The 25,024-nt window shown below is 32.7% G+C and carries 22 protein-coding genes; 16 read left to right on the top strand and 6 right to left on the bottom strand.

All coding sequences use genetic code 11. From position 1 onward, the window contains the following. Positions 1–8: 8 nt before the first annotated feature. From Q0739_RS07610 to Q0739_RS07585, 6 genes are read left to right on the top strand one after another with little or no spacing between them, the layout of a single operon-like run. A complete protein-coding gene (locus tag Q0739_RS07610; RefSeq protein WP_298238117.1) occupies positions 9–1,124 on the top strand; it encodes a DUF2891 domain-containing protein in 1,116 nt (371 codons plus the stop codon). Next, positions 1,117–2,349, top strand: coding sequence for an Nramp family divalent metal transporter (locus Q0739_RS07605; RefSeq protein ID WP_298238116.1), 1,233 nt, complete (start codon positions 1,117–1,119; stop codon positions 2,347–2,349). The genes Q0739_RS07610 and Q0739_RS07605 overlap by 8 nt, the downstream gene beginning before the upstream one ends. Further along, positions 2,349–3,089 carry a 5-oxoprolinase subunit PxpA gene (pxpA, locus tag Q0739_RS07600; protein WP_298238115.1) on the top strand — a complete coding sequence of 247 codons (741 nt, stop codon included), beginning with the start codon at positions 2,349–2,351 and terminating at the stop codon, positions 3,087–3,089. The genes Q0739_RS07605 and pxpA overlap by 1 nt, the downstream gene beginning before the upstream one ends. A gap of 3 nt (positions 3,090–3,092) precedes the next feature. Next, entirely contained in the window at positions 3,093–3,824 is a 732-nt protein-coding gene (gene pxpB, locus Q0739_RS07595; RefSeq protein WP_298238114.1) for a 5-oxoprolinase subunit PxpB, read from the top strand. After that, entirely contained in the window at positions 3,817–4,668 is an 852-nt protein-coding gene (locus Q0739_RS07590; protein ID WP_298238113.1) for a biotin-dependent carboxyltransferase family protein, read from the top strand. The genes pxpB and Q0739_RS07590 overlap by 8 nt, the downstream gene beginning before the upstream one ends. Positions 4,669–4,725: 57 nt before the next feature. Continuing rightward, positions 4,726–5,475: a DUF6503 family protein gene (locus Q0739_RS07585; RefSeq protein WP_298238112.1), complete on the top strand. Its 750-nt coding sequence runs from the start codon at positions 4,726–4,728 to the stop codon at positions 5,473–5,475. Here Q0739_RS07585 and Q0739_RS07580 read toward each other — a convergent pair. From Q0739_RS07580 to deoC (Q0739_RS07570), 3 genes are all read right to left on the bottom strand, one after another. Then, the gene (locus Q0739_RS07580) at positions 5,468–5,974 is read right to left on the bottom strand and encodes a phosphoglycerate mutase family protein (RefSeq protein ID WP_298238111.1); all 507 of its coding nucleotides are present in this window, start codon (positions 5,972–5,974) and stop codon (positions 5,468–5,470) included. The genes Q0739_RS07585 and Q0739_RS07580 overlap by 8 nt on opposite strands. Before the next feature lie 69 nt (positions 5,975–6,043). Then, positions 6,044–6,742 carry a purine-nucleoside phosphorylase gene (gene deoD / locus Q0739_RS07575; protein WP_298238110.1) on the bottom strand — a complete coding sequence of 233 codons (699 nt, stop codon included), beginning with the start codon at positions 6,740–6,742 and terminating at the stop codon, positions 6,044–6,046. A 3-nt stretch (positions 6,743–6,745) separates the two neighbouring features. Further along, positions 6,746–7,411, bottom strand: coding sequence for a deoxyribose-phosphate aldolase (deoC, locus tag Q0739_RS07570; protein ID WP_298238109.1), 666 nt, complete (start codon positions 7,409–7,411; stop codon positions 6,746–6,748). Between the two features lie 163 nt (positions 7,412–7,574). Between deoC (Q0739_RS07570) and Q0739_RS07565 the strand changes: the two genes are divergently transcribed. After that, complete coding sequence (locus tag Q0739_RS07565; RefSeq protein WP_298238108.1) at positions 7,575–8,219, top strand: OmpW family outer membrane protein; 645 nt, start codon at positions 7,575–7,577, stop codon at positions 8,217–8,219. Positions 8,220–8,322: 103 nt separating this feature from the next. Here the strand turns inward: Q0739_RS07565 and deoC (Q0739_RS07560) are convergent, their stop codons facing one another. Then, a complete protein-coding gene (gene deoC / locus Q0739_RS07560) occupies positions 8,323–8,970 on the bottom strand; it encodes a deoxyribose-phosphate aldolase (RefSeq protein ID WP_298238107.1) in 648 nt (215 codons plus the stop codon). Positions 8,971–9,364: 394 nt separating this feature from the next. Continuing rightward, a complete protein-coding gene (clpB, locus tag Q0739_RS07555) occupies positions 9,365–11,971 on the bottom strand; it encodes an ATP-dependent chaperone ClpB (protein WP_298238106.1) in 2,607 nt (868 codons plus the stop codon). Between the two features lie 261 nt (positions 11,972–12,232). On the opposite strand from clpB, the gene ytxJ reads away from it, so the two are divergent. From ytxJ to Q0739_RS07525, 6 genes are all read left to right on the top strand, one after another. Further along, entirely contained in the window at positions 12,233–12,622 is a 390-nt protein-coding gene (ytxJ, locus tag Q0739_RS07550; protein WP_298238105.1) for a bacillithiol system redox-active protein YtxJ, read from the top strand. A gap of 683 nt (positions 12,623–13,305) precedes the next feature. Next, positions 13,306–13,731, top strand: a complete 426-nt coding sequence (locus Q0739_RS07545) for a hotdog fold thioesterase (protein ID WP_298238216.1) — start codon at positions 13,306–13,308, stop codon at positions 13,729–13,731. Next, a complete protein-coding gene (locus tag Q0739_RS07540; protein ID WP_298238104.1) occupies positions 13,731–14,846 on the top strand; it encodes a chorismate-binding protein in 1,116 nt (371 codons plus the stop codon). Before Q0739_RS07545 ends, Q0739_RS07540 begins: the two co-directional genes overlap by 1 nt. Before the next feature lie 51 nt (positions 14,847–14,897). Next, on the top strand, positions 14,898–16,661 hold the full coding sequence (gene menD / locus Q0739_RS07535) for a 2-succinyl-5-enolpyruvyl-6-hydroxy-3-cyclohexene-1-carboxylic-acid synthase (RefSeq protein WP_298238103.1): 1,764 nt from the start codon (positions 14,898–14,900) through the stop codon (positions 16,659–16,661). A 90-nt stretch (positions 16,662–16,751) separates the two neighbouring features. After that, complete coding sequence (locus Q0739_RS07530; protein WP_298238102.1) at positions 16,752–17,090, top strand: DUF2853 family protein; 339 nt, start codon at positions 16,752–16,754, stop codon at positions 17,088–17,090. Positions 17,091–17,190: 100 nt separating this feature from the next. Further along, entirely contained in the window at positions 17,191–18,024 is an 834-nt protein-coding gene (locus tag Q0739_RS07525; protein WP_298238101.1) for a S1-like domain-containing RNA-binding protein, read from the top strand. Here the strand turns inward: Q0739_RS07525 and Q0739_RS07520 are convergent. Then, positions 18,013–19,146 (bottom strand): TlpA disulfide reductase family protein, encoded by a 1,134-nt coding sequence (locus Q0739_RS07520; RefSeq protein WP_298238100.1) that lies wholly within the window; start codon positions 19,144–19,146, stop codon positions 18,013–18,015. The two genes, Q0739_RS07525 and Q0739_RS07520, sit on opposite strands and share 12 nt — an antisense overlap. A 40-nt stretch (positions 19,147–19,186) precedes the next feature. Here Q0739_RS07520 and mnmE point away from each other — a divergent pair, with 40 nt between their 5' ends. From mnmE to Q0739_RS07505, 3 genes are all read left to right on the top strand, one after another. Beyond that, positions 19,187–20,599, top strand: a complete 1,413-nt coding sequence (gene mnmE / locus Q0739_RS07515; RefSeq protein ID WP_298238099.1) for a tRNA uridine-5-carboxymethylaminomethyl(34) synthesis GTPase MnmE — start codon at positions 19,187–19,189, stop codon at positions 20,597–20,599. Between the two features lie 154 nt (positions 20,600–20,753). Beyond that, entirely contained in the window at positions 20,754–24,182 is a 3,429-nt protein-coding gene (locus tag Q0739_RS07510) for a PKD domain-containing protein (protein WP_298238098.1), read from the top strand. Positions 24,183–24,482: 300 nt separating this feature from the next. Next, complete coding sequence (locus Q0739_RS07505; RefSeq protein WP_298238097.1) at positions 24,483–24,929, top strand: hypothetical protein; 447 nt, start codon at positions 24,483–24,485, stop codon at positions 24,927–24,929. Positions 24,930–25,024 lie beyond the last annotated feature (95 nt).

Here is a 25,024-nt window from a genome sequence, read left to right as displayed (position 1 = left end):
AACTAAAAATGAAGAATTTTATATTAATTACTATACTCTCAATTTCGATTATAGGATGTAATTCAAAAAAAGAAAATAAAAAAAACCAAAAAATAGAACCAATCGAAATGGCTAAAACACCTGTACTTAATCTTGAACAAGCTAACAAGCTAGCCGATTTGCCATTACATTGCATAAACACTGAATATCCCAATAAATTATCTCAAACTTTAGGAGGTGAAGAAGATTTAAAACCACCTACAACATTACATCCTGCTTTTTATGGCTGTTTCGATTGGCACTCCGCGGTTCATGGGCATTGGAGTTTGGTAAGTTTGCTAAAGTCATTTCCAAACATCGATAATGCAGAAGAAATCAAACAAAAACTTTTAAATAATATTTCAAAAGAAAATATAAAAGCAGAAGTTGCTTATTTTCATGGAAAACATAATAAATCTTACGAACGTACTTATGGTTGGGCTTGGTTATTAAAACTAGCCGAAGAATTACATACTTGGGATGATGATACCGCTAGACAATTGGAGAATAATTTACAACCACTTACAGATTTATTAGTTGGCAAATACATTGAGTTTCTACCTAAATTAAATTATCCTCAACGTGTTGGAACGCATACAAATACTGCTTTTGGTTTATCTTTTGCATACGACTATGCAGAAACTGTTAATAATGAAGCCTTAAAAAAAGCTATTGAAACACGTGCTTTGTTTTTTTATGATAATGATAAAGGTTGTCCAATCTCATGGGAACCCAGTGGTAGCGATTTCTTATCGCCATGCTTAGAAGAAGCAGCTTTAATGAAACGGTTGTTATCTATTGAGGATTTTAAAATTTGGCTGAACGCGTTTTTACCACAGTTAAAAGACACAAACTATGCTTTAGAAGTTGGTATTGTTTCCGATAGAACCGATGGACATCTAGTACACTTAGATGGCGTAAATTTTTCAAGAGCATGGAGTTTATATAAAATATCGGAAGGCCTACCAGAATATAATCACTTGAAAAATATTGCTAATAAACATATCCACTATTCATTACCGAGCATTTTTGGCGATAGTTATGAAGGTGGTCATTGGCTAGGGAGTTTTGCTATTTATGCGCTTAATGCGTCACAGAATGATTAAAAACTGGTTTAGAAATATTGGTCCGGGTCCCTTAGTTGCAGCAGCATTTATTGGACCAGGTACGGTTACTGTTTGTACGCTTGCAGGTGTAAATTTTGGCTACTCACTGCTTTGGGCGATGGTACTATCTATTATCGCTACAATCGTGCTTCAAGAGATGTCTGCACGATTGGGTATTATTTCTCAAAAAGGATTGTCAGAAATCATTAGAACAGAAATTAAGAATCCTGTTTTAAAAGTGTTTACCATGGTATTGATATTGTCTGCCATCGTTATTGGTAATGCTGCCTACGAAGCAGGAAATATTAGCGGCGGTGTTTTAGGATTACAGACCATTGTTGGGAGTCCAAGTATCCAAATGGGTGAATTTTCAATAAATATTTTAAGCCTTATAATTGGCATTATAGCTTTTGTATTGTTGTATTTAGGCAATTATAAGGTACTTGAAAAGGTGTTGGTGTCATTAGTGATTTTAATGAGTTTAGCATTTTTAATTACAGCTATTGTTACAAAACCTAATATTGGTAATATTCTAAAAGGTGTTTTTAAACCTCAATTTCCTAACGAAAGTATATTAACGATTATTGCGCTTATTGGAACCACTGTAGTGCCTTATAATTTATTCCTGCATGCAGCGTTAGTAAAAGAAAAATGGCATCAGGTCAGCGATTTAAAATATGCAAGGAAAGACACTTTAATAGCTATTATTTTGGGTGGATTGGTGTCTATGTGTATAATTGTTTCGGCTGCTGCTATTCAATTTCAAGAAATAAGTAGTGCTGCCGATTTAGCCAAAAGTTTAGAACCTTTGTTTGGTAGTTTCGCTAAATATTTTCTGGCAACAGGTTTGTTTGCTGCGGGGATTACTAGTGCTATAACAGCTCCTTTGGCTGCAGCTTATGTAACAAGTGGCTGTTTTGGTTGGAATTCGAATTTAAAATCTAGCAAATTTAGAAGCGTTTGGATATTCATTTTATTGCTTGGGGTATTGTTCTCATCATTAAATATAAAACCTATCGATATTATAAAATTTGCTCAAGTGGCTAATGGGATATTATTACCCGTTATTGCAGGTTTTTTAATTTGGATTATGAACAAATCGTCTATACTTGGAGTTTATAAAAATAATTTAAAACAGAATATCTTCGGGTTTATAATTTTGGGAATTAGTATCTTGCTATCTGTTGCAACACTCAATAAAGTTTTTCAGTTAAATATATTCTAGTGATACCAAATGCTATTGATATTAATGTTGATGTAGGCGAAGGGATTGGTAACGAATCGTTGATTATGCCATTAATTTCATCTTGCAACATTGCATGTGGTGGTCATGCTGGAGATGCTGAAATTATGCGAACCGTTGTAAAGTTGGCTAAACAGCATCGTGTTAAGGTAGGTGCGCACCCTTCTTTTCCAGACAAAGAAAATTTTGGTAGAGAAAAATTAGACATGTCCTGTGCAGCATTATTTAAAAGTATTAAAGGGCAAATAAATAGTTTGCTGCATGTACTCCAGGAAGAACATGGAAGACTTCACCATATCAAGCCTCATGGCGCTTTATATAATCTTGCCGCAGTAGATGAAAAAGTAGCTAATGTTATTGTTGAGGTTATGAAATCAATGGTCTTACCTATTAAGCTTTATGTGCCTTATAAATCGATTATTGAAGAATTAGCTATTGAAAATAATATCCCTATTGTGTATGAAGCTTTTGCCGATAGAAATTATAATGCCGATTTAACCTTAGTCTCAAGAAAAGAAGCGAATGCATTAATTTATACTGAAGAAGATGTGTTTAATCATATATTTAGTATAATTTCCAAAAATCAAGTAAAAACAATTACGGGCAAATTTACTAAAATAAAAGCTCAAACATTCTGTATTCATGGCGATAATAAAAATGCTGTTAACTTGATTAGGAGTTTAGAAAGTCGTTTGCAAACCAAAGGTATTTTGATTAGGTAAAGCATGGGTTATGAACTCACATATAAACCTTTTGGCGAACATTCTATTTTAATTGAGTGGCCATCGATTATTGATAAAGATATCCTGTTGGATATTATTAGCTTCAAAGAAATAATCAAGAAGAATAATATTAAAGTAGTAATTGAAGTAAGGATTTCATATAACTCATTATTAGTTATTTATGAATTAAATGAATTTGTACTAGAAAGCAGTGTTCAAGAATTAAAAAATATATACGCTAGTTTCCGTGAACAGATTAAACCTATTTTCAGACAATGGAAAATTCCAGTGTGTTATGACGATCAATTTGCTATTGACTTAGATGAAATGTCTCTTGAAAAAAACATGTCTAAAAGTGATATTATCAAGCGTCACTCAAGCGCCATTTATACTGTTTATTTTATTGGTTTTCTGCCTGGATTCTTATATTTAGGAGGTCTTGACAAAACTTTATATACACCTCGAAAAGCCACTCCTAGATTAAAAATAGAAAAAGGCACTGTAGCTATTGGTGGTAAGCAAACGGGTGTTTATCCTAGTGAAAGCCCAGGCGGTTGGAATATTATTGGAAATTCGCCTATTGAATTTTTTAATGCACAAAGTGAAATACCTTGTTTTGCTAAATCGGGTGATCGAATTAAGTTTAATTCAGTTTCACTTAAAGAGTATCAAAATATAAAAAGCTTAGTAGAAGCTGGTGTTTATCAATTAGAGAGTGAGATGATTTATGATTAAGGTTCAAAAAACAGGTTTTTATTCTACTATTCAAGATTTTGGTCGCCATGGATATCAAGAATATGGAGTTCCTTATTCTGGAGTTATGGATGCGTATTCGGCATCGTTAGCAAATGTTTTATTGGGAAACAAAGCACAATCTGCTGTTATGGAAATAACCATGATGGGACCAGTGCTTGAATTTCAATGTAGCACGACAATTTGTATTTCTGGTGCAGATATGACACCTAAGTTAAATGATTTACCTTTAAAGTTAAATAAAGCCACTACGGTAAAAAGTGGCGATTTATTATCTTTTGGAAGACTAAATTACGGTTTCAGAACATATTTGGCTGTTTTAGGCGGATTTAAAACAGAAAAGGTGATGGGTAGTAGAAGTATGTATCAAGGCATAACAAAGCATACTGTAATTACTAAGAATGATGAATTACTAGTTGATACTTCTGTTAAAGGTTTTGTGAAACAACTTGCTACTATAAAAATAGACAAGTTTCATTTGAATTCTAACATTATTGAGGTTTTAAAGGGACCAGAATTTGAAATGCTTTCTAAGAGTAAGCAAGAGTTATTATTTTCAAAACCCTTTACTATTTCAAAAGATAATAATAGAATGGCATATCAGTTAACTGAAATACTTCCTAATAATTTAGAACCTATCATTACATCTTCTGTATTACCAGGAGCAGTTCAGCTAACACCTTCTGGAAAACTTATTGTATTAATGCGCGATTGCCAGACTACAGGTGGTTATCCAAGGGTTTTGCAGTTAAAAAATATGGCTATTAATATTTTATCGCAGAAATTTACTGGGAATAATATTAGGTTTAAGTTAATAGAGTTTTAAGGAAACTTTATAATATTTCTAGATAGGATTATATAGTTTTACATGCAAACCAAAGGTATGCGATTAAGTTTTTACATTTTATTCAGTTTGTTTTTTCTATGGTCATGTAAAGTAGAGAAACCTATTGATGTGGACGTTATTGTAAATAAGTCTATTGATGTTTCAGGTGGTGAAATAATTAAATCCTCCGATATCACATTCGATTTTAGAAAGAGAACTTATAAGGCCGTTCGAAACAACGGTCAATTTACTTATATAAGAATGACCTTGAAAGATGGAGATTCTGTTTTTGATATTTTGAGTAATTCTGGGTATAAGCGTTTTATAAACGATAGTCTAGTAAAGGTTGTAGATTCCATGATTCCTAGATATTCTGCCTCAGTAAATTCGGTACATTATTTTTCGTTATTACCCTATAGTTTGAACGATCCTGCGGTAAATAAAACGTATATCGGAAAATCAACAATAAATAATTCAGAATATTATAAAGTTAAAGTAACCTTTAATCAAGAAGGTGGAGGGCAAGATTATGAAGATATTTTTGTCTATTGGATAAACTCTGAATCTTTTAAAACAGACTATTTGGCTTATTCTTATCTTGAATCGAGTGGAGAGAGAGGACTTCGCTTGCGTGAAGCATTTAATGAGCGTTATTTGGAAGGTATCCGTTTTGTGGACTATAACAATTATAAACCTAAAAAAGAGGGCGCTTTTTTAAAAGACTTAGATAAGTTTCTTGAAAATAATGAGTTAAAATTACTATCTAAAATTGAACTCGAAAATATTGTAGTTAAACCTCTTAATTAATAAGCAACAATTTGTCTGTAACCACATTTGAGTTAACAGTAACTATGTATAAATTGCCATTATTGCTATGTTCAATTTCCTTATATTTATTCTTCTTTAAAATTGAATTTACAAAACTAGGCGTTGAATTGCTATGTCCAACAACTAGAACATTTTTTCCTTTAGTTTCTTTTAAGAATTTTTCAATTTTTAATGATTTATGGTTGTAAATGGTTAATTCTATTTTGTCTTTTGAAGCACTAGGTAAAGCTGTTTCTCGTGTTCTAAAAAAATCTGTGGAGTAAATGGCATCAAATGAAATATTTTTAAAAACTTCTGCCCATTTTTGCGCACGTAAATGACCTTTATCTGTTAGATGCGGGTTTCTATCGGCACTATCGCTTTTATCTTTTTCGGCATGTCTAATAAAATAATAATTAGAAGTTTTTGTGTCATAATCATTTTGAGAAAATGATGAATAAGTGATTAATAGAATTAATAATACTAGTATATTTTTCATGATAAGTTAAATTACGCTTTATATAGAATCCATGTTATTGTAGTAGTAGGTTTGTTTAAAATATAAATATTAAGCCAATTCTATTGCAATCTCAATCATATCCTTAAAAGTTGTTTCTCTTTCTGTGCTTGTAGTTCTTTCGCCAGTAACCAAAGAATCTGAAATTGTTAAAATAGACAAAGCATTTACATTATACTTAGCCGCGACTGTATAAAGACCAGCGGTTTCCATTTCAACGCAAAGTACTCCAAACTTTGACCATTTTTTATAGGATTCAAAATCGTCTGCATAAAATTCATCAGAGGTAAATACATTACCAGCTTTTAATGGAATGTCTTTTGCTTTGGCTGCATATACAGCTTTTTGAAATAATTCAAAGTTAGCAGTAGGAGCATAGTCAGCCCCACCAAAGCGCAGTTCATTAACTCCCGAATTTGAAGATGCTGCCATTGCTAATACAATATCACGAATTTTTACATGTTTTTGATAAGATCCAGCACTACCAACACGAATAAGATTTTTTACTCCATACTCTGTAATTAGTTCATGTGCGTAAATAGAAATTGAAGGCACGCCCATACCAGTTCCCATGGCAGAAATTGTTTTTCCATTATAGGTACCAGTATAACCCAGCATACCACGTACTTTATTAAAACATTTTGGGCTTTCAAAAAATGTTTCTGCAATCCATTTAGCTCTTAGCGGATCTCCAGGTAGTAAAATGGTTTCTGCAATTTCCCCTTTTTTTGCTTCTATATGAACACTCATATCTTAATAATTTGAATTTGATTGTTTCCCAGTTACTATAGCAATTCCTGATGATGTTCCTAATCTATCCACTCCAATATTGATATATTCCATGGCTGTTTCAGAATCTCTAATACCACCAGAAGCCTTAATTTTAACACAATCTTTGGCAACACTTTTCATTAGTTTAATATCGTTTATTGTTGCTCCGCCTGTTCCAAAACCTGTGGATGTTTTTATAAAATCGGCACCACTTTGTATTGCCAATTCACTTGCCTTTATGATTTCAAGTTCTTCAAGATAACAGGTTTCTAGAATCACTTTTAAAACGTTATTTGGCATTATGGTTTTAACTGCTTCAATATCATTCCAAACACCATCAAAATCTTTGCTTTTTAATAACCCAATATTTAAAACCATATCAATTTCATCGGCACCATCTGTTAAAGCTTGTTTTGCTTCATTTACTTTAGAATAAGTAGACATGGCGCCTAATGGAAAACCAATAACGCTGCAAATTTTTACTGAACTATTTTTTAACTGTTCTCTTGCTAAAGCTACGTAGCAACTATTAACGCAAACTGAAAAGAATTGATATTCTTTTGCTTCATCACATAGTTTTATAATATCATTTTTAGCAGCTGTTGGCTTTAAAAGTGTGTGATCTATATATTGATTTATGGGTTTCATTTATCTGTTAAAGTTAAGTTTATTTTTTTTAAATAAATGGATTCATCGAGTCCTAAATAATTAGTGCTAAGATGCATATAATAATTATTTATAAACTATGATTTTAATCAGTTTTTAACATGCTTCTGAAGTCTAATTTTGCGTCAACTCTAAACAAACAGATATGAAAAAATTAACTATTACATTAGTCTTACTGTGCTTAGCATTTACAGGTATAAATGCTCAAGAACAACAATTAGAATCATTTAGTAAATGGCAAGTTCGTTTAAGAGGCATTGCAGTTGTGCCAAATGAGTCGGCTAGTATAGAGGCTATAGGGGGTGATGCCCAAATTTCTAATGCCTATGTTCCAGAATTGGATTTCACTTATTTCTTTACTGAAAACATAGCAGCAGAATTAATTCTTGCAACTACCCCACATGATGTTACTGCCGTATCAACAGCAGTAGGAGATATTCCTCTTGGTGATGTTTGGTTATTACCACCTACATTAACGCTTCAATATCACTTTAATGGAGATGTTGTGCACCCTTATTTGGGAGCTGGTATTAATTATACTTTATTTTATAATGAAGACCAAGGACCAGTTGCCGATAGTGTAAGTTATGATAATAGCTTAGGTTTTGCATTTCAACTAGGTTTCGATATTGATATTACTGATAAATGGTTTATTAATTTAGATGCGAAGTATTTACTTTTAAATACAGATGTTACCGTAGATGCTACAACAGCACTTGGAGCCACAGTAGGGGCAGATGTAGATATTAACCCGTTTATAGCTGGTATTGGTTTCGGGATGCGATTTTGATAATCATTTAAAACAATAGTTCCAGTTTGGTATTTACTAAATAAAGAATGCCTAATAAATTTATAAGTTTATTAGGCATTTTATCATTTAAATTACTTTTAAATCAAACTGAAATAGATTCAGTTTTTAACTCTATTGAAGTATCAATTCTATGAACTCCAGCTTCTATATATTTTAAGGCTGTTTCAATATCGTTTATGCCTCCCGAAGCCACTATTTTTATATCATCTTTAACCGTTTTTCTAATAATTTTAACGGCAGTAAGTGTTGCGCCACTTTTCGTGAATCCACTTGATGTTTTAATATAATCTGCTTTTGTGTCTAGGCAAATTTCACAAGCCTTTATAATCTCATTCTTACTAATTTCAGAAATCTCTAAAATTACTTTTAATGGTATTTTACCAATAGCTAGTTTAACATCGCTAATATCTTTTAAAACCGATACATAGTTTTGGCTTTTAAGGAAGCCAAGATTAATCACCATATCAATTTCATTAGCACCATCTTCAATGGCTTTTTTTGCTTCATATACTTTTGCATGAGTAGTCATAGCGCCAAGAGGAAAACCTACGACAGCACATACTTTAATGTCGGTATTTAAAAGTAATTGCTTGGCAAGCGCAACATAAGAGCTATTTATACAGACAGCATAATAATTATTTTTCTTTGCTTCATAACAAAGGTCTATAATCTCACGTTCGGTAGCTGTTGCTTTTAAGAGAGTGTAATCAATGTACTTGGATATGTTCATTTCTATAAGTAAGTTTTATTTTCTATTTACTTGTTGAATAAAGAAAATAGAGTGCTATTAATTAATAAATTTATGTAGAGTTTGGGGCTTTACATGTTACCAAGTTATAACTTTATCTTGTTAAAATGTTTAAAAAAAATGAATTTTCGATGAACTGCAAACTCATTTTATTTAACTGGTTTGTTATCAAAATATTGCGCTTTAACTAAGTTTTGTGTTTTTTTAACGATATTTTTGGTTTTTCGTCTATTTTGAAGGATTTGACATCGCTACATAATATTAATGAGAAAAGCAACGCGCATCTAACAAAATAGATTTACGTTGCTTTTCAACTAACCAACCAACTTAAAGACTATTTGAATGAAGATTTGTTACAAATAGCCTCTATTTATTTTTAAGATTCTTCTGTTACTAGATCACCTTGATTTCTAAAAACCAAAGTATCATCAAAAGCATCGAGTAGTATAATACTATCTGTCGTTATTTTTCCTGATAAGATTTCTTTACTTAAAGCATTTAATACTTCTTTTTGAATTATGCGTTTAACAGGTCTGGCGCCATACTCTGGATTAAATCCTTTCTTAGCTAAATAATTTACTGCTTCTTCGGTGGCATCAAATGTAATGCCTTGCTGAGCAATCATTTTTGTAACTGCTTTTAACTGAAGACCTACAATATCTACAATATCCTTTTTACTTAACGGTGTAAACATGATAGTGTCGTCTATACGATTTAAAAATTCTGGTCTTACACTTTGTTTTAATAAGCCAAGGACATCAACTTTTGCAGATTCAATAGCAGAATCTAAGTCTTTAGTAGCCTCAAATCGCTGTTGTATTAAATGACTTCCAATATTTGAAGTCATAATTATAATGGTGTTTTTAAAATCTGCTACACGCCCCTTATTATCTGTTAAATGTCCTTCGTCTAATACTTGTAAAAGAATATTAAATGTGTCTGGATGTGCTTTTTCAATTTCATCTAAAAGCACTACAGAATATGGCTTACGTCTAACAGCTTCAGTTAACTGTCCACCTTCATCATAGCCTACATATCCTGGAGGCGCCCCAACCAATCTACTTACAGCGTGTCGCTCTTGATATTCGCTCATATCTATTCGAGTCAAAGCGCCTTCATCATCAAACAGGTATTCGGCTAATGCCTTTGCTAACTCTGTTTTTCCAACACCTGTAGTTCCTAGAAACAAGAAGGTGCCTATTGGTTTTTCTGGATTTTGTAAACCAGCTCGACTGCGTCTTACAGCATCACTTACTGCAATTATAGCTTCTTCTTGACCCACGACTCTTTTATGTAGCTCATTTTCTAGTTTTAAGAGCTTTTCGCGTTCACTTTGAATCATTTTTGTAACAGGTATTCCTGTCCATTTTGCAACTACTTCGGCAATATCATCATAAGTTACTTCTTCTTTTATCAAAGAATTTTCAGATTGGGCTTGTAATTGTTTTTGAAAGGCTTCAAGCTGTTCCTGAGCTTCTTTTATTTTGCCATAACGTAATTCAGCTACTTTACCATAATCGCCTTCGCGTTCTGCTTTTTCTGCTTCCAGCTTATAGTTTTCAATGGCTTGTTTTGTATTCTGAATATTATCGACAACTTCTTTTTCACTTTTCCACTTCGCATTTATCTCATTACGTTGTTCTTTTATATTTGCTAAATCAGAACGAAGTGATTTAAGTTTTACTTCATCTTTTTCGCGTTTAATAGCTTCAATTTCAATTTCTAGCTGCATAACCTTTCTATCTAGAACGTCTAACTCTTCAGGCTTAGAATTAATTTCCATGCGCAATTTTGAAGCGGCTTCATCCATTAAGTCGATAGCCTTATCTGGTAAAAATCGATTTGTTATATATCTAGTAGAAAGCTCTACAGCTCCAATTATTGCTTCATCTTTAATGCGCACTTTATGGTGTGTTTCATACTTTTCTTTTATTCCTCTTAGGATAGAAATAGCGCTTTCGGTATCTGGCTCATTAACCATTACTTTTTGAAAACGACGTTCTAAAGCTTTGTCTTTTTCAAAGTATTTTTGATATTCATCCAAAGTGGTTGCTCCAATAGCACGTAGTTCCCCTCGTGCAAGAGCAGGTTTTAAGATGTTTGCTGCGTCCATAGCGCCTTGTCCACCTCCAGCACCTACTAAAGTGTGTATCTCATCTATAAATAAGACAATATCACCATCACTGGTAGTTACTTCTTTGATAACAGCTTTTAAGCGTTCTTCAAATTCGCCTTTATATTTAGCCCCAGCTATTAACGCACCCATGTCTAATGCAAATATTTGCTTGTCTTTTAGGTTTTCTGGAATATCGCCATCTATAATTCTATGCGCTAGTCCTTCTGCAATGGCTGTCTTACCAGTTCCTGGTTCACCCACAAGAATTGGGTTGTTTTTTGTTCTTCGTGTTAAAATTTGAAGTATACGACGTATTTCTTCATCACGACCAATAACAGGATCTAGTTTACCATCTTTAGCTAACTGGTTTAAGTTTTTAGCATATTTACTTAGCGAGTTGTATGTGTCCTCTTGATTTTGAGAGGTTACATTTTTACCCTTTCTAAGTTCATCAATAGCTGTTTTTAAACCTTTTTCGGTGACACCTTGGTCTTTTAGCATTTGCGCAATCTTGCTTTTCGATTTTAAGACAGCCAAAATTAAATGCCCTATAGATACAAAGTCGTCCTTCATTTTTTTAGCAATAATAGAAGCCTCATTTAGACTTTTTCCTGCTTCTTGTGATAGCATGATTTGCCCACCACTTACTTTTGAGAAACTTTCCAATTGTTTATCTAGAGCTTGTTTTAATATAGAAATGTTTACATTCAGTTTTTTAAGAAGAAATGGTAATACGTTTTCATCAACTTCGAAAATACCTTTAAAAATGTGTTCGTTTTCTATTTGCTGATGGCCAAAACCTTGCGCAATTTGCTGCGCTTGTTGTATGGCTTCTTGCGATTTTATTGTATAATTATTTAAGTTCATATATAAGTTGTTTTTTTATTCCCTTGAAGAAAGGAATCTATTTTTAATTCTTTTTCTTTACAATATGAATAAGTCAATTACCTTACCAACTGATAATAGAGGACAAATTGTCTGCTCACCCCTTGTTTTTAGTGACTTTTTGTCGGTCGTGTAAGCTTTAAAATGTGTTTCGACTTATTAGCGTGTGGACTTGTAACCCTTCGACTGCGCTTAGTATAAACTCAAGCCCGACCTTTGGGGTAACGCAAAAAAAATATAAATATGAGATTATTAAATAAAATATTTGGGGGTTCTGCAGAACCTAGAGAAAAAAAAGTATTGCCTTGGATTCCATTAAACGATTTGGGGCAATTAAATTATATTGAGAAAAAATCTGAAATTAAAACTCAGATTATTTTTAAGCATTCTACACGTTGTGGTATTAGTAGTATGGTGATAAAACAATTTACGGACGCTTACCAATTTAACGAGAAGGAATTGGATTTATATTATTTAGATTTATTGAGCAATAGGGATGTTTCGAATGAAGTTGGATATAAGTTCCAAGTGCTTCACCAATCACCACAACTTCTGGTCATAAAAAATGGGGTAGTGGTTGTACATGCTTCTCACGGCGCTATTAATGATATTGATTTGAGCCAATTTGTTTAGTTATTTAAAACAGTTGAATGTTTCATGTTTTATAATAGGCCATTCTTTCAATAGTATTCCATAGCAAACTGTACTGCGTTTAAAACCATTAAGCATAAGGGTTTTCTTTTCTTAAAATACCTTCTAATGTAGCCCCAGTTTTTTAATCGCTTTCCTAGAACGCATATTTCGCTCGTCGGCACGAAAAGCGACTTTATCGAAAAGCAATTCTTTTAAAGGCATATTGCAGCATTTAAAAATTTCATTTGCTTATTTAACCCCGTTCCATGAAATTTTCTGCCTATCCATGTGGAACCAATTTCTAATACTTTATTTGTCCAATTAATGTTCATATAGTGTGTGTTTCCAGCATAAGCACTTCATCTTTTGTCGTAGACTATAAAAGGAATTGTTGTTTTTTTATTAAGCCATAAATTGCTTTTTGGACATAACCTCTTAAATCATTTTCTGTGTCAATTTTTATTGTAGAATATTGAACCAATTTTTCTTATTGTGAAATTTCTATGAGATATGTGTAATTATTCAATCCTAAGGGAGATAATTTCACAAAATCGTTTTCTAAAGTTGAAATTACCATATAATAAATGTTAATAGAACATAACAAAGATAAATTACTTGTGCTAATTGTTTTACCTGTTATCATGCATTTTGTATTTTTACGGCATACAGTAAACCCGTTTTTAATGCAGTTATCTAAAGAAGAGATATTAGTACGTGCCAACGCCATAACAAAGAACACCTTAATGGAAACTTTGGAAATAAAAATGATTGAGTTTGGAGATGATTTTGTTGTTGGTAAAATGCCTGTTAACAAACGTGTGTATCAACCTGATGGTGTTCTTCATGGAGGCGCTACTGTTGCTTTAGCTGAAACTACTGGTAGTTTTGCCGCTGAACTTTTATTAGATACTGAAAACTTTTTTGTACGCGGAATCGAAATTAGTGCAAACCATTTAAAAAGTGTTAGAGAAGGATATGTCTATGCTACTGCAAAGTTTGTGCATAAAGGAAGAACAACCCAATTATTTGAAATAAAGATAACAGATGATAATGATAATCTTATTTCAATTTGTAAGCTAACTACTATTTCACTTCCTAGAAAGAAATAATGACGGACGCACAGTTTTTTGGTCGTATTCAAGACCAATACAATAAAAACCTCCCTTTTGTTGCCTATAGAAAGCCTAATAAAGATAAAGTTTGTGGACTATTACAAACTAATGATGTGCTCTATAAAACAACTAATTTTGATGAAAGTGGTTTTATTTTTTCACCATTTGATGATAGAGAAGATACCGTTTTAACCCCTTTAGAGAGGTCTGAATCTATTAGTATGACTTCTATTGGCTCGAGTATATTTGAAGCATTTCATGCTAAAGAGGATTCAACTTATTCACAAAAGCAGCAACATATAGATCTTGTTAAAAAAGGCATTGAAGCAATTAAAAATAGTGCTTTTCAAAAAGTTGTGCTTTCTAGAAAGGAATCTGTAAATCTGAAAAAAAGTGATCCTATAGAAATTTTTAAAAATCTTTTAAACACTTATAAAGCTGCATTTGTGTATTGCTGGTATCATCCAAAAGTAGGGTTGTGGCTTGGAGCAACGCCTGAAACATTGATAAAAATTGAAGGTAAGCGATTTTCTATTATGGCATTAGCAGGAACCCAAGATTATAAAGGTAAGTTAGATGTTAATTGGGAAGATAAGGAAAAACAAGAGCAGCAATTTGTAACCGATTTTATAATTGACAACCTAAAGCCATTTGCTGAGGATTTAAAAATTTCTAAAACTCAAACCGTAAGAGCAGGCAATTTATTGCATTTAAAAACCATGATATCGGCTCGTTTAAAGGCTGATAATAATTTAAGTAAAGTAATTTCGTCTTTGCACCCTACACCTGCAGTTTGTGGGTTACCAAAACCAAAAACAAAAGATTTTATTTTAAAGTATGAAAATTATAGTCGTGAGTTTTATACAGGCTTTTTAGGTGAGCTAAATTTAGACACCAATATAGCTCCAAGATTAAGCAAACGCAATATCGAAAATAGAGCATACACAATTACTCGAAAAAGCACACAACTCTATGTGAATTTGCGATGCATGCAATTAAAAGGTCAAAAAGCATTAATATACGTTGGTGGTGGTATTACAGAAACTTCAAATCCTGAAAAGGAATGGATAGAAACAGTATCGAAATCTTTGGTAATTAAAAGCGTATTGTAGCAAGGTAGTTTATCTCCTATTTCTTATTTTTACGTATTCATTAAAGCTTACATGATACACCCAAAAATCCCACTAGCACAAACAGTTGTGCAGCTCTGCAAAGCAAAAAACATTAAGCATATTATAATTTCTCCAGGGAGTCGAAATGCCCCATTAACTATTGGATTTACTAACGATAGCTTCTTCAATTGCTACAGTATTGTTGATGAACGTTGTGCCGCTTTTTTTGCCTTAGGAATAGCACAGCAATTGCAAGAGCCAACGGCTGTTGTTTGTACTTCTGGAAGTGCTTTGTTGAATTATTATCCAGCCGTAGCCGAAGCGTTTTATAGTAATATACCACTCGTGGTGCTATCTGCAGATAGACCTAAACATTTAATTGGTATTGGTGATGGACAAACGATTAATCAGAAGCATGTATTCGAAAAACATATTTTATATTCAGCTAATTTGAAGCTTGATTTAAAAGATGAAAAGAATGTGCCAGCAGCAGAAGAACTGCCAATCATGAAGAATTTAGAAAATAAGCTAGAGCGAATGCTTGGTTTGCAAAAAGATATTCAAAGTTTTAATGAAGAAGAAATAAATGCAGCTATTAATTATAGTATTCACTCCAAAGGGCCAGTACATATTAATATTCCTTTAGATGAGCCTTTGTATGAAACTGTTGAAAATTTAAGTGTATCTCCAAAGCCAATTAATATTCAAAATAAAGTTAAGTCTTTAGATGATTACACAATAAAAGAATATTTAGAGTCTTGGACATCTGCGAATAAAAAAATGATACTAATCGGTTCTAATGCACCAAACAGTATAGAACAAAAGTGGTTAGATGAATTAGATGAAGACGATAGCGTTATTGTATTTACAGAAACGACATCTAACATAAACCATCCTAGTTTTTTCCCAAGTATAGATCAAATTATTGCACCGTTAACTGAAGAAGAAGAAGAAAAACAATTACAGCCAGATATATTATTGACTTTTGGTGGCTTGATAATTTCGAAAAAAATAAAAGCATTATTGCGCAAACGGCAACCAAAAGCGCATTGGCATATAGATGAAAAAATGGCGAACGATACCTTTTTTTGTTTAACCAATCATATAAAATTAAATCCGAATACCTTTTTCGAAATGTTCTTACCTAGAATTACGCATTTTGCGAAAAGCGATTACAAAGAAGATTGGACAGCAGTAAAGGAAAATCGATTAAAAAGGCATGCACAATATTTAAAGGAGATTCCATTTTGTGATTTTAGTGTTTTTGATGTTTTAATAAAGTCATTACCAGCTAGTAGTATTCTGCAAGCAGGAAATAGTTCAGCTATTCGCTATCTACAATTATTTAAATTAAATAAAACTATTCAAGTTTTTTGTAATAGAGGAACAAGTGGAATCGATGGCAGTATGTCGACAGCAATAGGGTGTGCAGCAGTAAATAATAAACAAACGGTTTTTATTACGGGAGACCTAAGTTTTTTTTACGATAGTAATGCCCTTTGGAACAAACATATCCCAGCTAACTTCAGAATTATCTTAATAAATAATGGAGGTGGGGGAATTTTTAGAATTCTACCTGGAAATAAGAACACCGAAAATTTTGATCGTTTTTTTGAAACAAAACATGATTTAACAGCGAAGCATTTATGCGAAATGTATGGACTTGATTATTTTAAAGCATCAAGCAATGAGGAGTTAACTTCACAATTATCATCTTTTTACAAGAAATCTAAGCATGCAAGATTATTAGAAATTTTCACGCCTAGAACTATTAATGACGAAGTACTTTTAGACTACTTCAATTATATAGCATAAAATGATATGTGACCTAGATTAGTTTTATGTGTCTAAAAAACAGTTATCTTTAAAAATAGAATATTAACCCTTAAAAAAAAATATCTTATCATGAGTAAAAGAGATGAACTTATTGCAAAGTATGCTGCCGATTTAAAAGACAAATGTGGTGTAAATACAGACATGGATTTATTAACTAAAGTAACAATTGGTTGTGGTCCATCAATCTATAATGCTGATTCTTCTACAGTTTCAGGTTCAGATGAATCTGAATTAGCAACAGTTAAAAATAACTTTCTAATTAAAAAATTAGGATTAAGCGATGGCGCAAATCTAGATGCTGGAATTGCTGCAGTAATGGAGCAATATGGTCAATCTAATAGAAATAAATATAGAGCAGTTGTTTATTATTTGCTAACAAAGCATTTTGGTAAAGAATCTGTTTATTAGTAGTTGTTTGGTTTGAATGTTTTTAAAGCGTCGCAATTGCGACGCTTTTTCTTTGCATTAAATTTAAATACGAAACATTATAATATATTACCTTTGCCGCATGATAAAATTAGGACAATATAATACCTTGGAAATTCTGCGAGAAGCAGAACAAGGGGTTTATTTGATAGACGAAGATGATAATGAAGTGTTATTACCAAATAGGTACGTTCCAGAATCATTCAAGATTTGGGATAAAATTGAAGTATTCGTGTATTTGGATAATGAAGAACGTCCTGTAGCAACAACCGATAAACCCTATATAGAGTTAAATGATTTTGCTTTGTTACGTTGTAATCAAGTAACAGATTATGGCGCTTTTTTAGATTGGGGATTGGTAAAAGAATTGTTTTGTCCATTTAAAGAGCAAGCATTTAAAATGAAACCTGGTGGTTGGTATTTAGTGCATTGTTATCTTGATGAAAAAACCGATAGGCTAGTGGCATCGAGCAAAACAAATAGGTTTTTAGATAATAAAGAGTTGAGCATTGAACAATTTGATGAAGTCGATTTAATTGTTTCGCATCCTTCAGATATAGGGATGAATGTTATTGTTAATAAGAAATATAAAGGATTAATTTACAAGGATAATATTTTCACTCATTTAAGTGTTGGCGATAAATTAAAAGGTATAGTTAAAAAAATACGCCCTGGAAATAAACTAGATATTTCCCTTGGTCAAATTGGTTATAGAAATATTGAACCCAATGCAGACCGCATTATGGAAGAGTTAAATGACAATAGTGGGTATTTAGAGCTAACCGATAAATCTAGTCCAGAAACGATTAAAGAGATGCTTCAAATGAGTAAGAAGAACTTTAAAAAAGCACTTGGAACTTTATACAAAAAGCGATTAATAGAAATAAAACCTGATGGTATTTATTTAATCGAGTAACTCAGAAACTTTATTTTTTAAAGCAGGTCCTCTTAAATTTTTAGCAACAATTTTTCCTTCTGCATCTAATAAAAAAGTAGCTGGAATACCTCTAACTCCATACATTTTAGCAATGGGATCTTGCCAAAATTGTAAGTTAGAAATATGATGCCAATTCATTTTGTCATCCTTTATAGCTTTAAGCCATCTATCTTTTTGTCCGTTTCTGTCAAGAGAGACACTAATTATTTCTAAGCCTTTATCATGATATTCGTTGTAAACTTTCACAACATTAGGGTTTTCTCTTCTACAAGGGCCACACCAAGAAGCCCAAAAATCAATTAGAGTCACTTTTCCTTTTATATCATTTAAAGCGAGCGTTGCACCCTCTGGTGTTTTAGCACTAAAATTTGGAGCAACACTACCTATTTGTGTAGCTTTTTCAAGTTCTTTTATGCGTTTTTGTGTTTCAATAAAATTATTAATTTTTTGCCCGTAAGTTGATGTTTTTAATTCTTCAGATAGACCCGCAAAAGTACTTTCTATAGGTTCTAATTCAGCACTTTTAGTTTTAATAGCTTCATTTAGTAAAATAACAGAAATATCAGAATCTTTATGTTCTTTTGCGAAAGTTAGCAGTAAATCGTTTGCTTCTGTTCGTATATTATTAATCGATTCGTAAATAGTTTGTTTATCAGAACTATTATTTATGTTGGCATTTCTATAATCGTCGCTTAGTTTCTTTATTTTATTAGTTAGTTTTATTTGTTTAAGATTATAAGCTTTGTAAATCTCGTTATTACTGGTTCCAGTTATTTCTGATGAACCAAGACTATCTTTTTTAATTGTAATAGCAATATCGCCATTTTCAACAATCAACGGTAAAAAACCTTCAGAGCCATTTATAAATAGATATTCTAATACTGGTTCTGTTTGTACACCTTCAAAGGAAAACTTTTCATCTAAAACAATGGCTGTGTCTTTATTTACCATTTGTCCGCGTTCGTTAGGGACTTTTAAATAAGCTCGCATGCCATTATAGACTCCAGGAGCACTAGCTTGAATTACATAACTATCTGTCCTTTTTGGAGCTTGACATGCTAATACTACCGCTAAAAAAATAAAAATGATAAGTTGTTTCATTGCTGGGGTATTTTAAATCAAATATAATTATTTTTGCCATATGTTGAATAAAGAAACTATAGTAGCTTTAGCAACACCTTCAGGTGCTGGAGCGATTGCAATTATTAGATTATCAGGTAAAGATGCTATTAAGCTTGCAGAATCTCAGTTTAAATCTATTTCTGGAAAAAAATTGAATGACCAAGCAACGCATACTATTCATCTAGGGCATATTATAGATGATAATAAAACCTTAGATGAAGTTTTAGTTTCTATTTTTAAAAATCCTAATTCATATACAGGCGAAAATGTTGTAGAAATATCTTGTCATGGTTCGAACTATATTCAACAAGAAATTATCCAATTATTTCTTCGGAAAGGTTGCAGAATGGCTACAGCTGGAGAGTTTACATTGCGTGCCTTTTTAAATGGTAAGTTAGATTTGTCGCAGGCCGAGGCGGTAGCCGATTTAATATCCAGCGATAATGAAGCATCACACCAAATTGCGATGCAGCAAATGCGTGGTGGGTTTTCATCTGAAATCGCTAAACTGCGCGAAGAACTTTTAAACTTTGCTTCTCTAATAGAATTGGAACTTGATTTTGCTGAAGAAGATGTCGAATTTGCTGATAGAACTCAATTTAAAGAATTGGTGGAGCGCATTAGATTTGTATTAAAATGCTTAATAGATTCTTTTGCTGTTGGAAATGTTATTAAAAACGGAATTCCTGTGGCTATTGTTGGCGAACCTAATGTGGGTAAGTCTACTCTTTTGAATGCTTTATTAAATGAAGAACGCGCCATAGTTTCTCATATTGCGGGAACAACAAGAGATACTATTGAAGATGAAATTTCAATAGGAGGGATGGGGTTTCGTTTTATAGATACAGCAGGAATAAGAGATACCAAAGATGTTGTTGAAAGTATTGGTATCAAAAAAACATTTGAAAAGATAGATCAAGCACAAGTAGTGATTTATCTTTTTGAAGCAGATGTCATTTCGAATGATAATGAGAAATCTCATAGCATTAAGATTGAAATAGAAAAAATAAAAAATAAGTATCCGCAAAAACCGCTTCTAATAATTGCCAATAAAATTGATAAACTTTCTGATGATGATAAATCTAAATTAGATGTCACCTTGAGCGCAGTCGAAAGGTCTCACTTCATTGCATTATCAGCAAAACATAAAATAGGTGTCGATGCGCTTCAAGAAAAACTACTCAGTTTTGTAAACACTGGAGCATTAAGAAATAACGATACCATTGTTACTAATTCTCGCCATTACGATTCGCTATTAAAAGCTTTCGAAGAAATTAATAAAGTCCAACAAGGGTTAGATTCTGGTTTGTCTGGGGATTTACTTGCGATAGATATTCGTCAGGCATTGTATCACTTCGGTGAGATTACTGGTGAGATTACAAATGATGATTTACTAGGTAATATTTTTGCTAATTTTTGTATTGGGAAGTAATAAAACCAACTATTTTTAACCATCAAATCCACACTTCAATAGGATTATCCTGTTACTTATCGATTATTTTTTAAAGCATAGTAGTTTACCCTATACATTTACTTTAATATTTCTGAGCCCCTCTCTCAAAATCTATTAACATAAACCCCAAATTATGAAACTACTACGCCTACTAGGCTTGATTATGGGATTATTCCTGTGTTCTTTCCAAATTAATGCACAAAATCGATCAAACAGTCAAAAAGTAAAGGAACTTCCACAAGGACATCAATTACGTTCTGCCTTTGATGGGTTGCCAGCTCAAGCCAAGGCTAAAGCTGAAAAATGGCTAGATGGATTAAGTATGCCGGAAGAAGATTTTAATAGTATAAAAATAGATGATGAGGGCGGTGTATTTTACGAAGATACTTTTCATATAGAACCTACCGAATCAGGATCGATTGATATATCATCTCCTGAAACAGCATCCGTTACAGCAACAGATATATTCACATTACACAGTAAACCTGGAGCATCTAACGTTGTGCACTTAAATTTTGAAGGTTTTAATGTTACTGGCTCTAGATGGAATAGTGATAAAAAAGAAACTTTTTATATGTTGCCTTATGATTCTGATGGGAATTCTGAAAGTTTTAGTAATCAAGAGATTAAAGATATGGCAGCTATATGGCATCGCGTGGCAGAAGATTATGCACCATTTGATGTTGATATTACAACTGAAGCTCCACCAAGTTATGGTCCTAATGTAGGGCATATATTAATTACAAATATTACAGATGCAGAAGGTGACGATATTTATGACGGCGGCGGCGGTGTAGCTTATGTTAATGTGTGGGGTAGGAGTAATTTTGAAGAATACCAACCTGCTTTAGTATTTTATAATAATTTAGGGTCTGGTAATGCACATAATATTGCGGAGGCTTCAAGCCACGAATTAGGCCACAATTTGTCTTTATCTCATGACGGTGACACTAATGGCACAACTTACTATGGTGGTCATGGTACAGGCTTTGTAGAATGGGCGCCAATAATGGGTGTTTCGTATTATAGACATGTTACGCAATGGAGTAAAGGTGAATATACAGATGCAAATAACCTTCAAGATGATCTTTCTGAAATTGCAAATAGATTAGGATATAGTGCAGATGATCATGGTAACGAAGTTAGTAATGCTACAGCAATAGTTATAGAATCTGATGGAACGGTTAATGTTACTAACCCTGAAAACGACCCTTTTAATAACCTAATAGTTAATAAAGGCATTATAGAATCAAGTACAGATGTCGATATGTTTTCTTTTTATACTTCAGGTGGGCAAATCGATTTAACTATTAGACCATCATGGGAAGCACATAATTATGAAAATAATAGAGGCGCAAACCTAGATATTAAAGCGACACTCTACAATAGTTCAGGTAATGCAATAAATACTTATAGTCTGGTAGATGATACCTATGCTCTAATTTCTACAAACTTAGTAGCTGGAACATATTATGTTAGTGTAGAAGGTGAATCTTCAGCTAATTATTCTGATTATGCAAGTATTGGTAAGTTTTTCATCTCTGGAACCATTGAAGGAGGCGGAAATATTCCAACGAATAATAATCCAGTTGCAAGTTATACTTCAAATGTATCAGATAGAACTGTAAGTTTTACTGATACATCTTCAGATAGCGACGGAACTATTGTTTCATGGTCATGGAATTTTGGAGATGGAAATACATCAACGAACCAAAATCCAATACATAATTATACTTCCGATGGCGATTTTACAGTGAATCTAACAGTTACCGACAATTTAGGAGCAACGAATTCGATGTTACAATCTGTAACCACTTGTTTAGATTCGGATAGTGATGGTGTTTGTGACGATTCAGATATTTGCTCAGATTCAGATGATACAGTAGATGCTGATAACGATTCTATCCCAGATGGTTGCGATACTTGTCCTAACGATCCTAATAATGATGCTGATGGTGATGGCGTTTGTGGTGATTTAGATATTTGTCCAGGTGGTGAAGATAATGCCGATGCCGATGGTGATGGTATTCCAGATTTCTGTGATACATGTAACAATTTGTTAGACAGCGATAACGATGGTTTAAATGATTGCATTGATAATGAAATAAACTCACCCTGTCCAAACAATGTAGATGCTAATGGAGTTTCTCTTGATACTGATAATGATGGTGTTGCAGATTGTTTTGATGTGTGTGATGGAGATGATACCGCAGATGCTGATGGTGATGGTACTCCTGATGCGTGTGATGACTCTGTCTGTCTTGCAACTTCTGGTAATTTTGGTACTTCAACCTTGTCGCATTCAGGAAGTGAATCGAGCAAGACGTCTGTTACAATACCAACAGATGGTCAAGACGTTACCTTTACAATTTCAAGTATTAATCAAAAATCAAATGGAAACCCAAAGGGAAAGTATATAGAAGAAGTAACAGTAACCTATGTAGATGGCGGCAATAACACACATACCTATGGTGTGTATAGTGGTGCTACAACAAGTTCAGTAAACGTAAGTATAGATGGAGCGGTAAAATCTGTTACTATAGAATTAAAAGATATTTTAGATGGTACTGTACAATCTGGAAACATGAGTATTAGTTTGAGTTCAGTTAATTTCTGTGTAGAAACAGTACCATGCGTAGATTCTGATGATGATGGTGTTTGCGATGAAGACGATTTATGCCCAGGAAAAGACGATAATTTAGATACAGATAATGATGGCATTAGTGATTGCTTAGATTCTCAAATAGATTCTCCATGCCCTAATAACATAGATGCTTCTGGAACGTCTATAGATACAGATGGCGATGGTGTTTGTGATGATTTAGATAATTGTCCTTCTATTTCAAACGAAGGTCAAGAAGATGCGGATGGAAATGGTGTTGGCGATGTTTGTGAGTCGCTACCGTGTATTGGCAATGATACGAATTTTGATATTACAACTTTAACAAGTATTAATTCGCAATCTAATAGTAGTTCAGCAACAATTAATGGACAAAGTGTCTCGTTTACAATATCTGGAATAACTCAAAGAACAGGAGGGAAGCCAACAAATAGATATATAGAACAAGTTACTGTAACGTATATTAATGGTGCTGGTTTTCAAGTAATTTATGGTGTTTTTAGCGGAAACAGTTCAGTGTCGGTTAATATAAATGAAGTGGTTCAATCTGTTACTGTGAGTTTAGTAGATGGTTACGACGGTAACTCGGCAACGCAATTAAGTGTTAACCTATCATCTATTGATTTCTGTGTAGAAAGTGGCTCAGGAACTTTGCCACAAACAACCCTTAGTGATGCGTCTGTTGATTTATTAGAAAGAGCTATTAGTATTTACCCAAACCCAGCTTCAAATATATTGAATGTTAAGTTAGTTAACCAATCAACTTTTAAAGGAAGTGCAAGTTTATATAGTTTTAATGGTCAGTTGTTAATAAAACAGGACTTAGATAAAACAAATAATAGCATAAAGCTAAATCAATTTTCAGATGGCTTATATATGTTAATTATTTCTGATGATGCTGGGGTAAACCAAACTAATAAACGAATTATCATTAAACATTAGTAAAACCAAATCTTAAATTAAATACCGTCCAAATTCATTGGGCGGTTTTTTTTGTTTAATACAAAACCAATAGTAGTACCTTCCAAAGCCATTGACAAAATGGCTAGTTTTAGCTACTTTTTTAATGAACACCTTACTAGGTAACTTAAAGATTATCATTAATATTCTCAATTAAACGACTTGCATTTTGTAGTATTATAGAACAATAAATTCTAAATTTTTATAAAAAAATCGATAAAACGGTTGTTTTTAACGATTAATTGCATAAATTTGCTGAGTAAACCCTTAAATCTATTAATAATGAAAACAAAATTAATCTTGCTAAGCTTCTGCTTTGTCCTACTTGGTGGTACCAGTTTTGCTCAAAAGAAAAAAGAACCTAAAAGTATTATTTCTGGAGATGTAGCTATTAAAAAATATCATAATAAAGAAGATTTAGATCGTATGCAGAAAGGTGAGCTATTAGGTCTTTATGTAGAACGTATTGAAAGTCTTGTAGGATTGTTACCATATATTGCTTTTGCAACCAAACCTGGTATAACAATGTCTACTTTAGGTATTCCAAACGATAGCGAAAACAGAAAAGCCTTAGAAAATCAATTTGAAGCTACGGACAATTTTCTTGAGTCTAATGAAGAATTTCAAAAGCGTATCCTACCTTATTCAGATACGGATAATCTAGTTTCTGCGATACTTTACTATGAAGAAACGCTTAAAGCATTACATGAGTATAGTGAATTTCGTTAAAGTATAAATTTTATAAAAGTGTCGAGATTCGTTTTTGGCATAATTATTTTTATGCATGCTTGATTATTAACTTGCATCGTATAACTATAGAATCT

It is taken from the genome of uncultured Algibacter sp. (assembly GCF_947487605.1).
Taxonomy (GTDB): domain Bacteria; phylum Bacteroidota; class Bacteroidia; order Flavobacteriales; family Flavobacteriaceae; genus Algibacter_D.
This window is presented reverse-complemented; position numbering and strand designations above follow the sequence as displayed.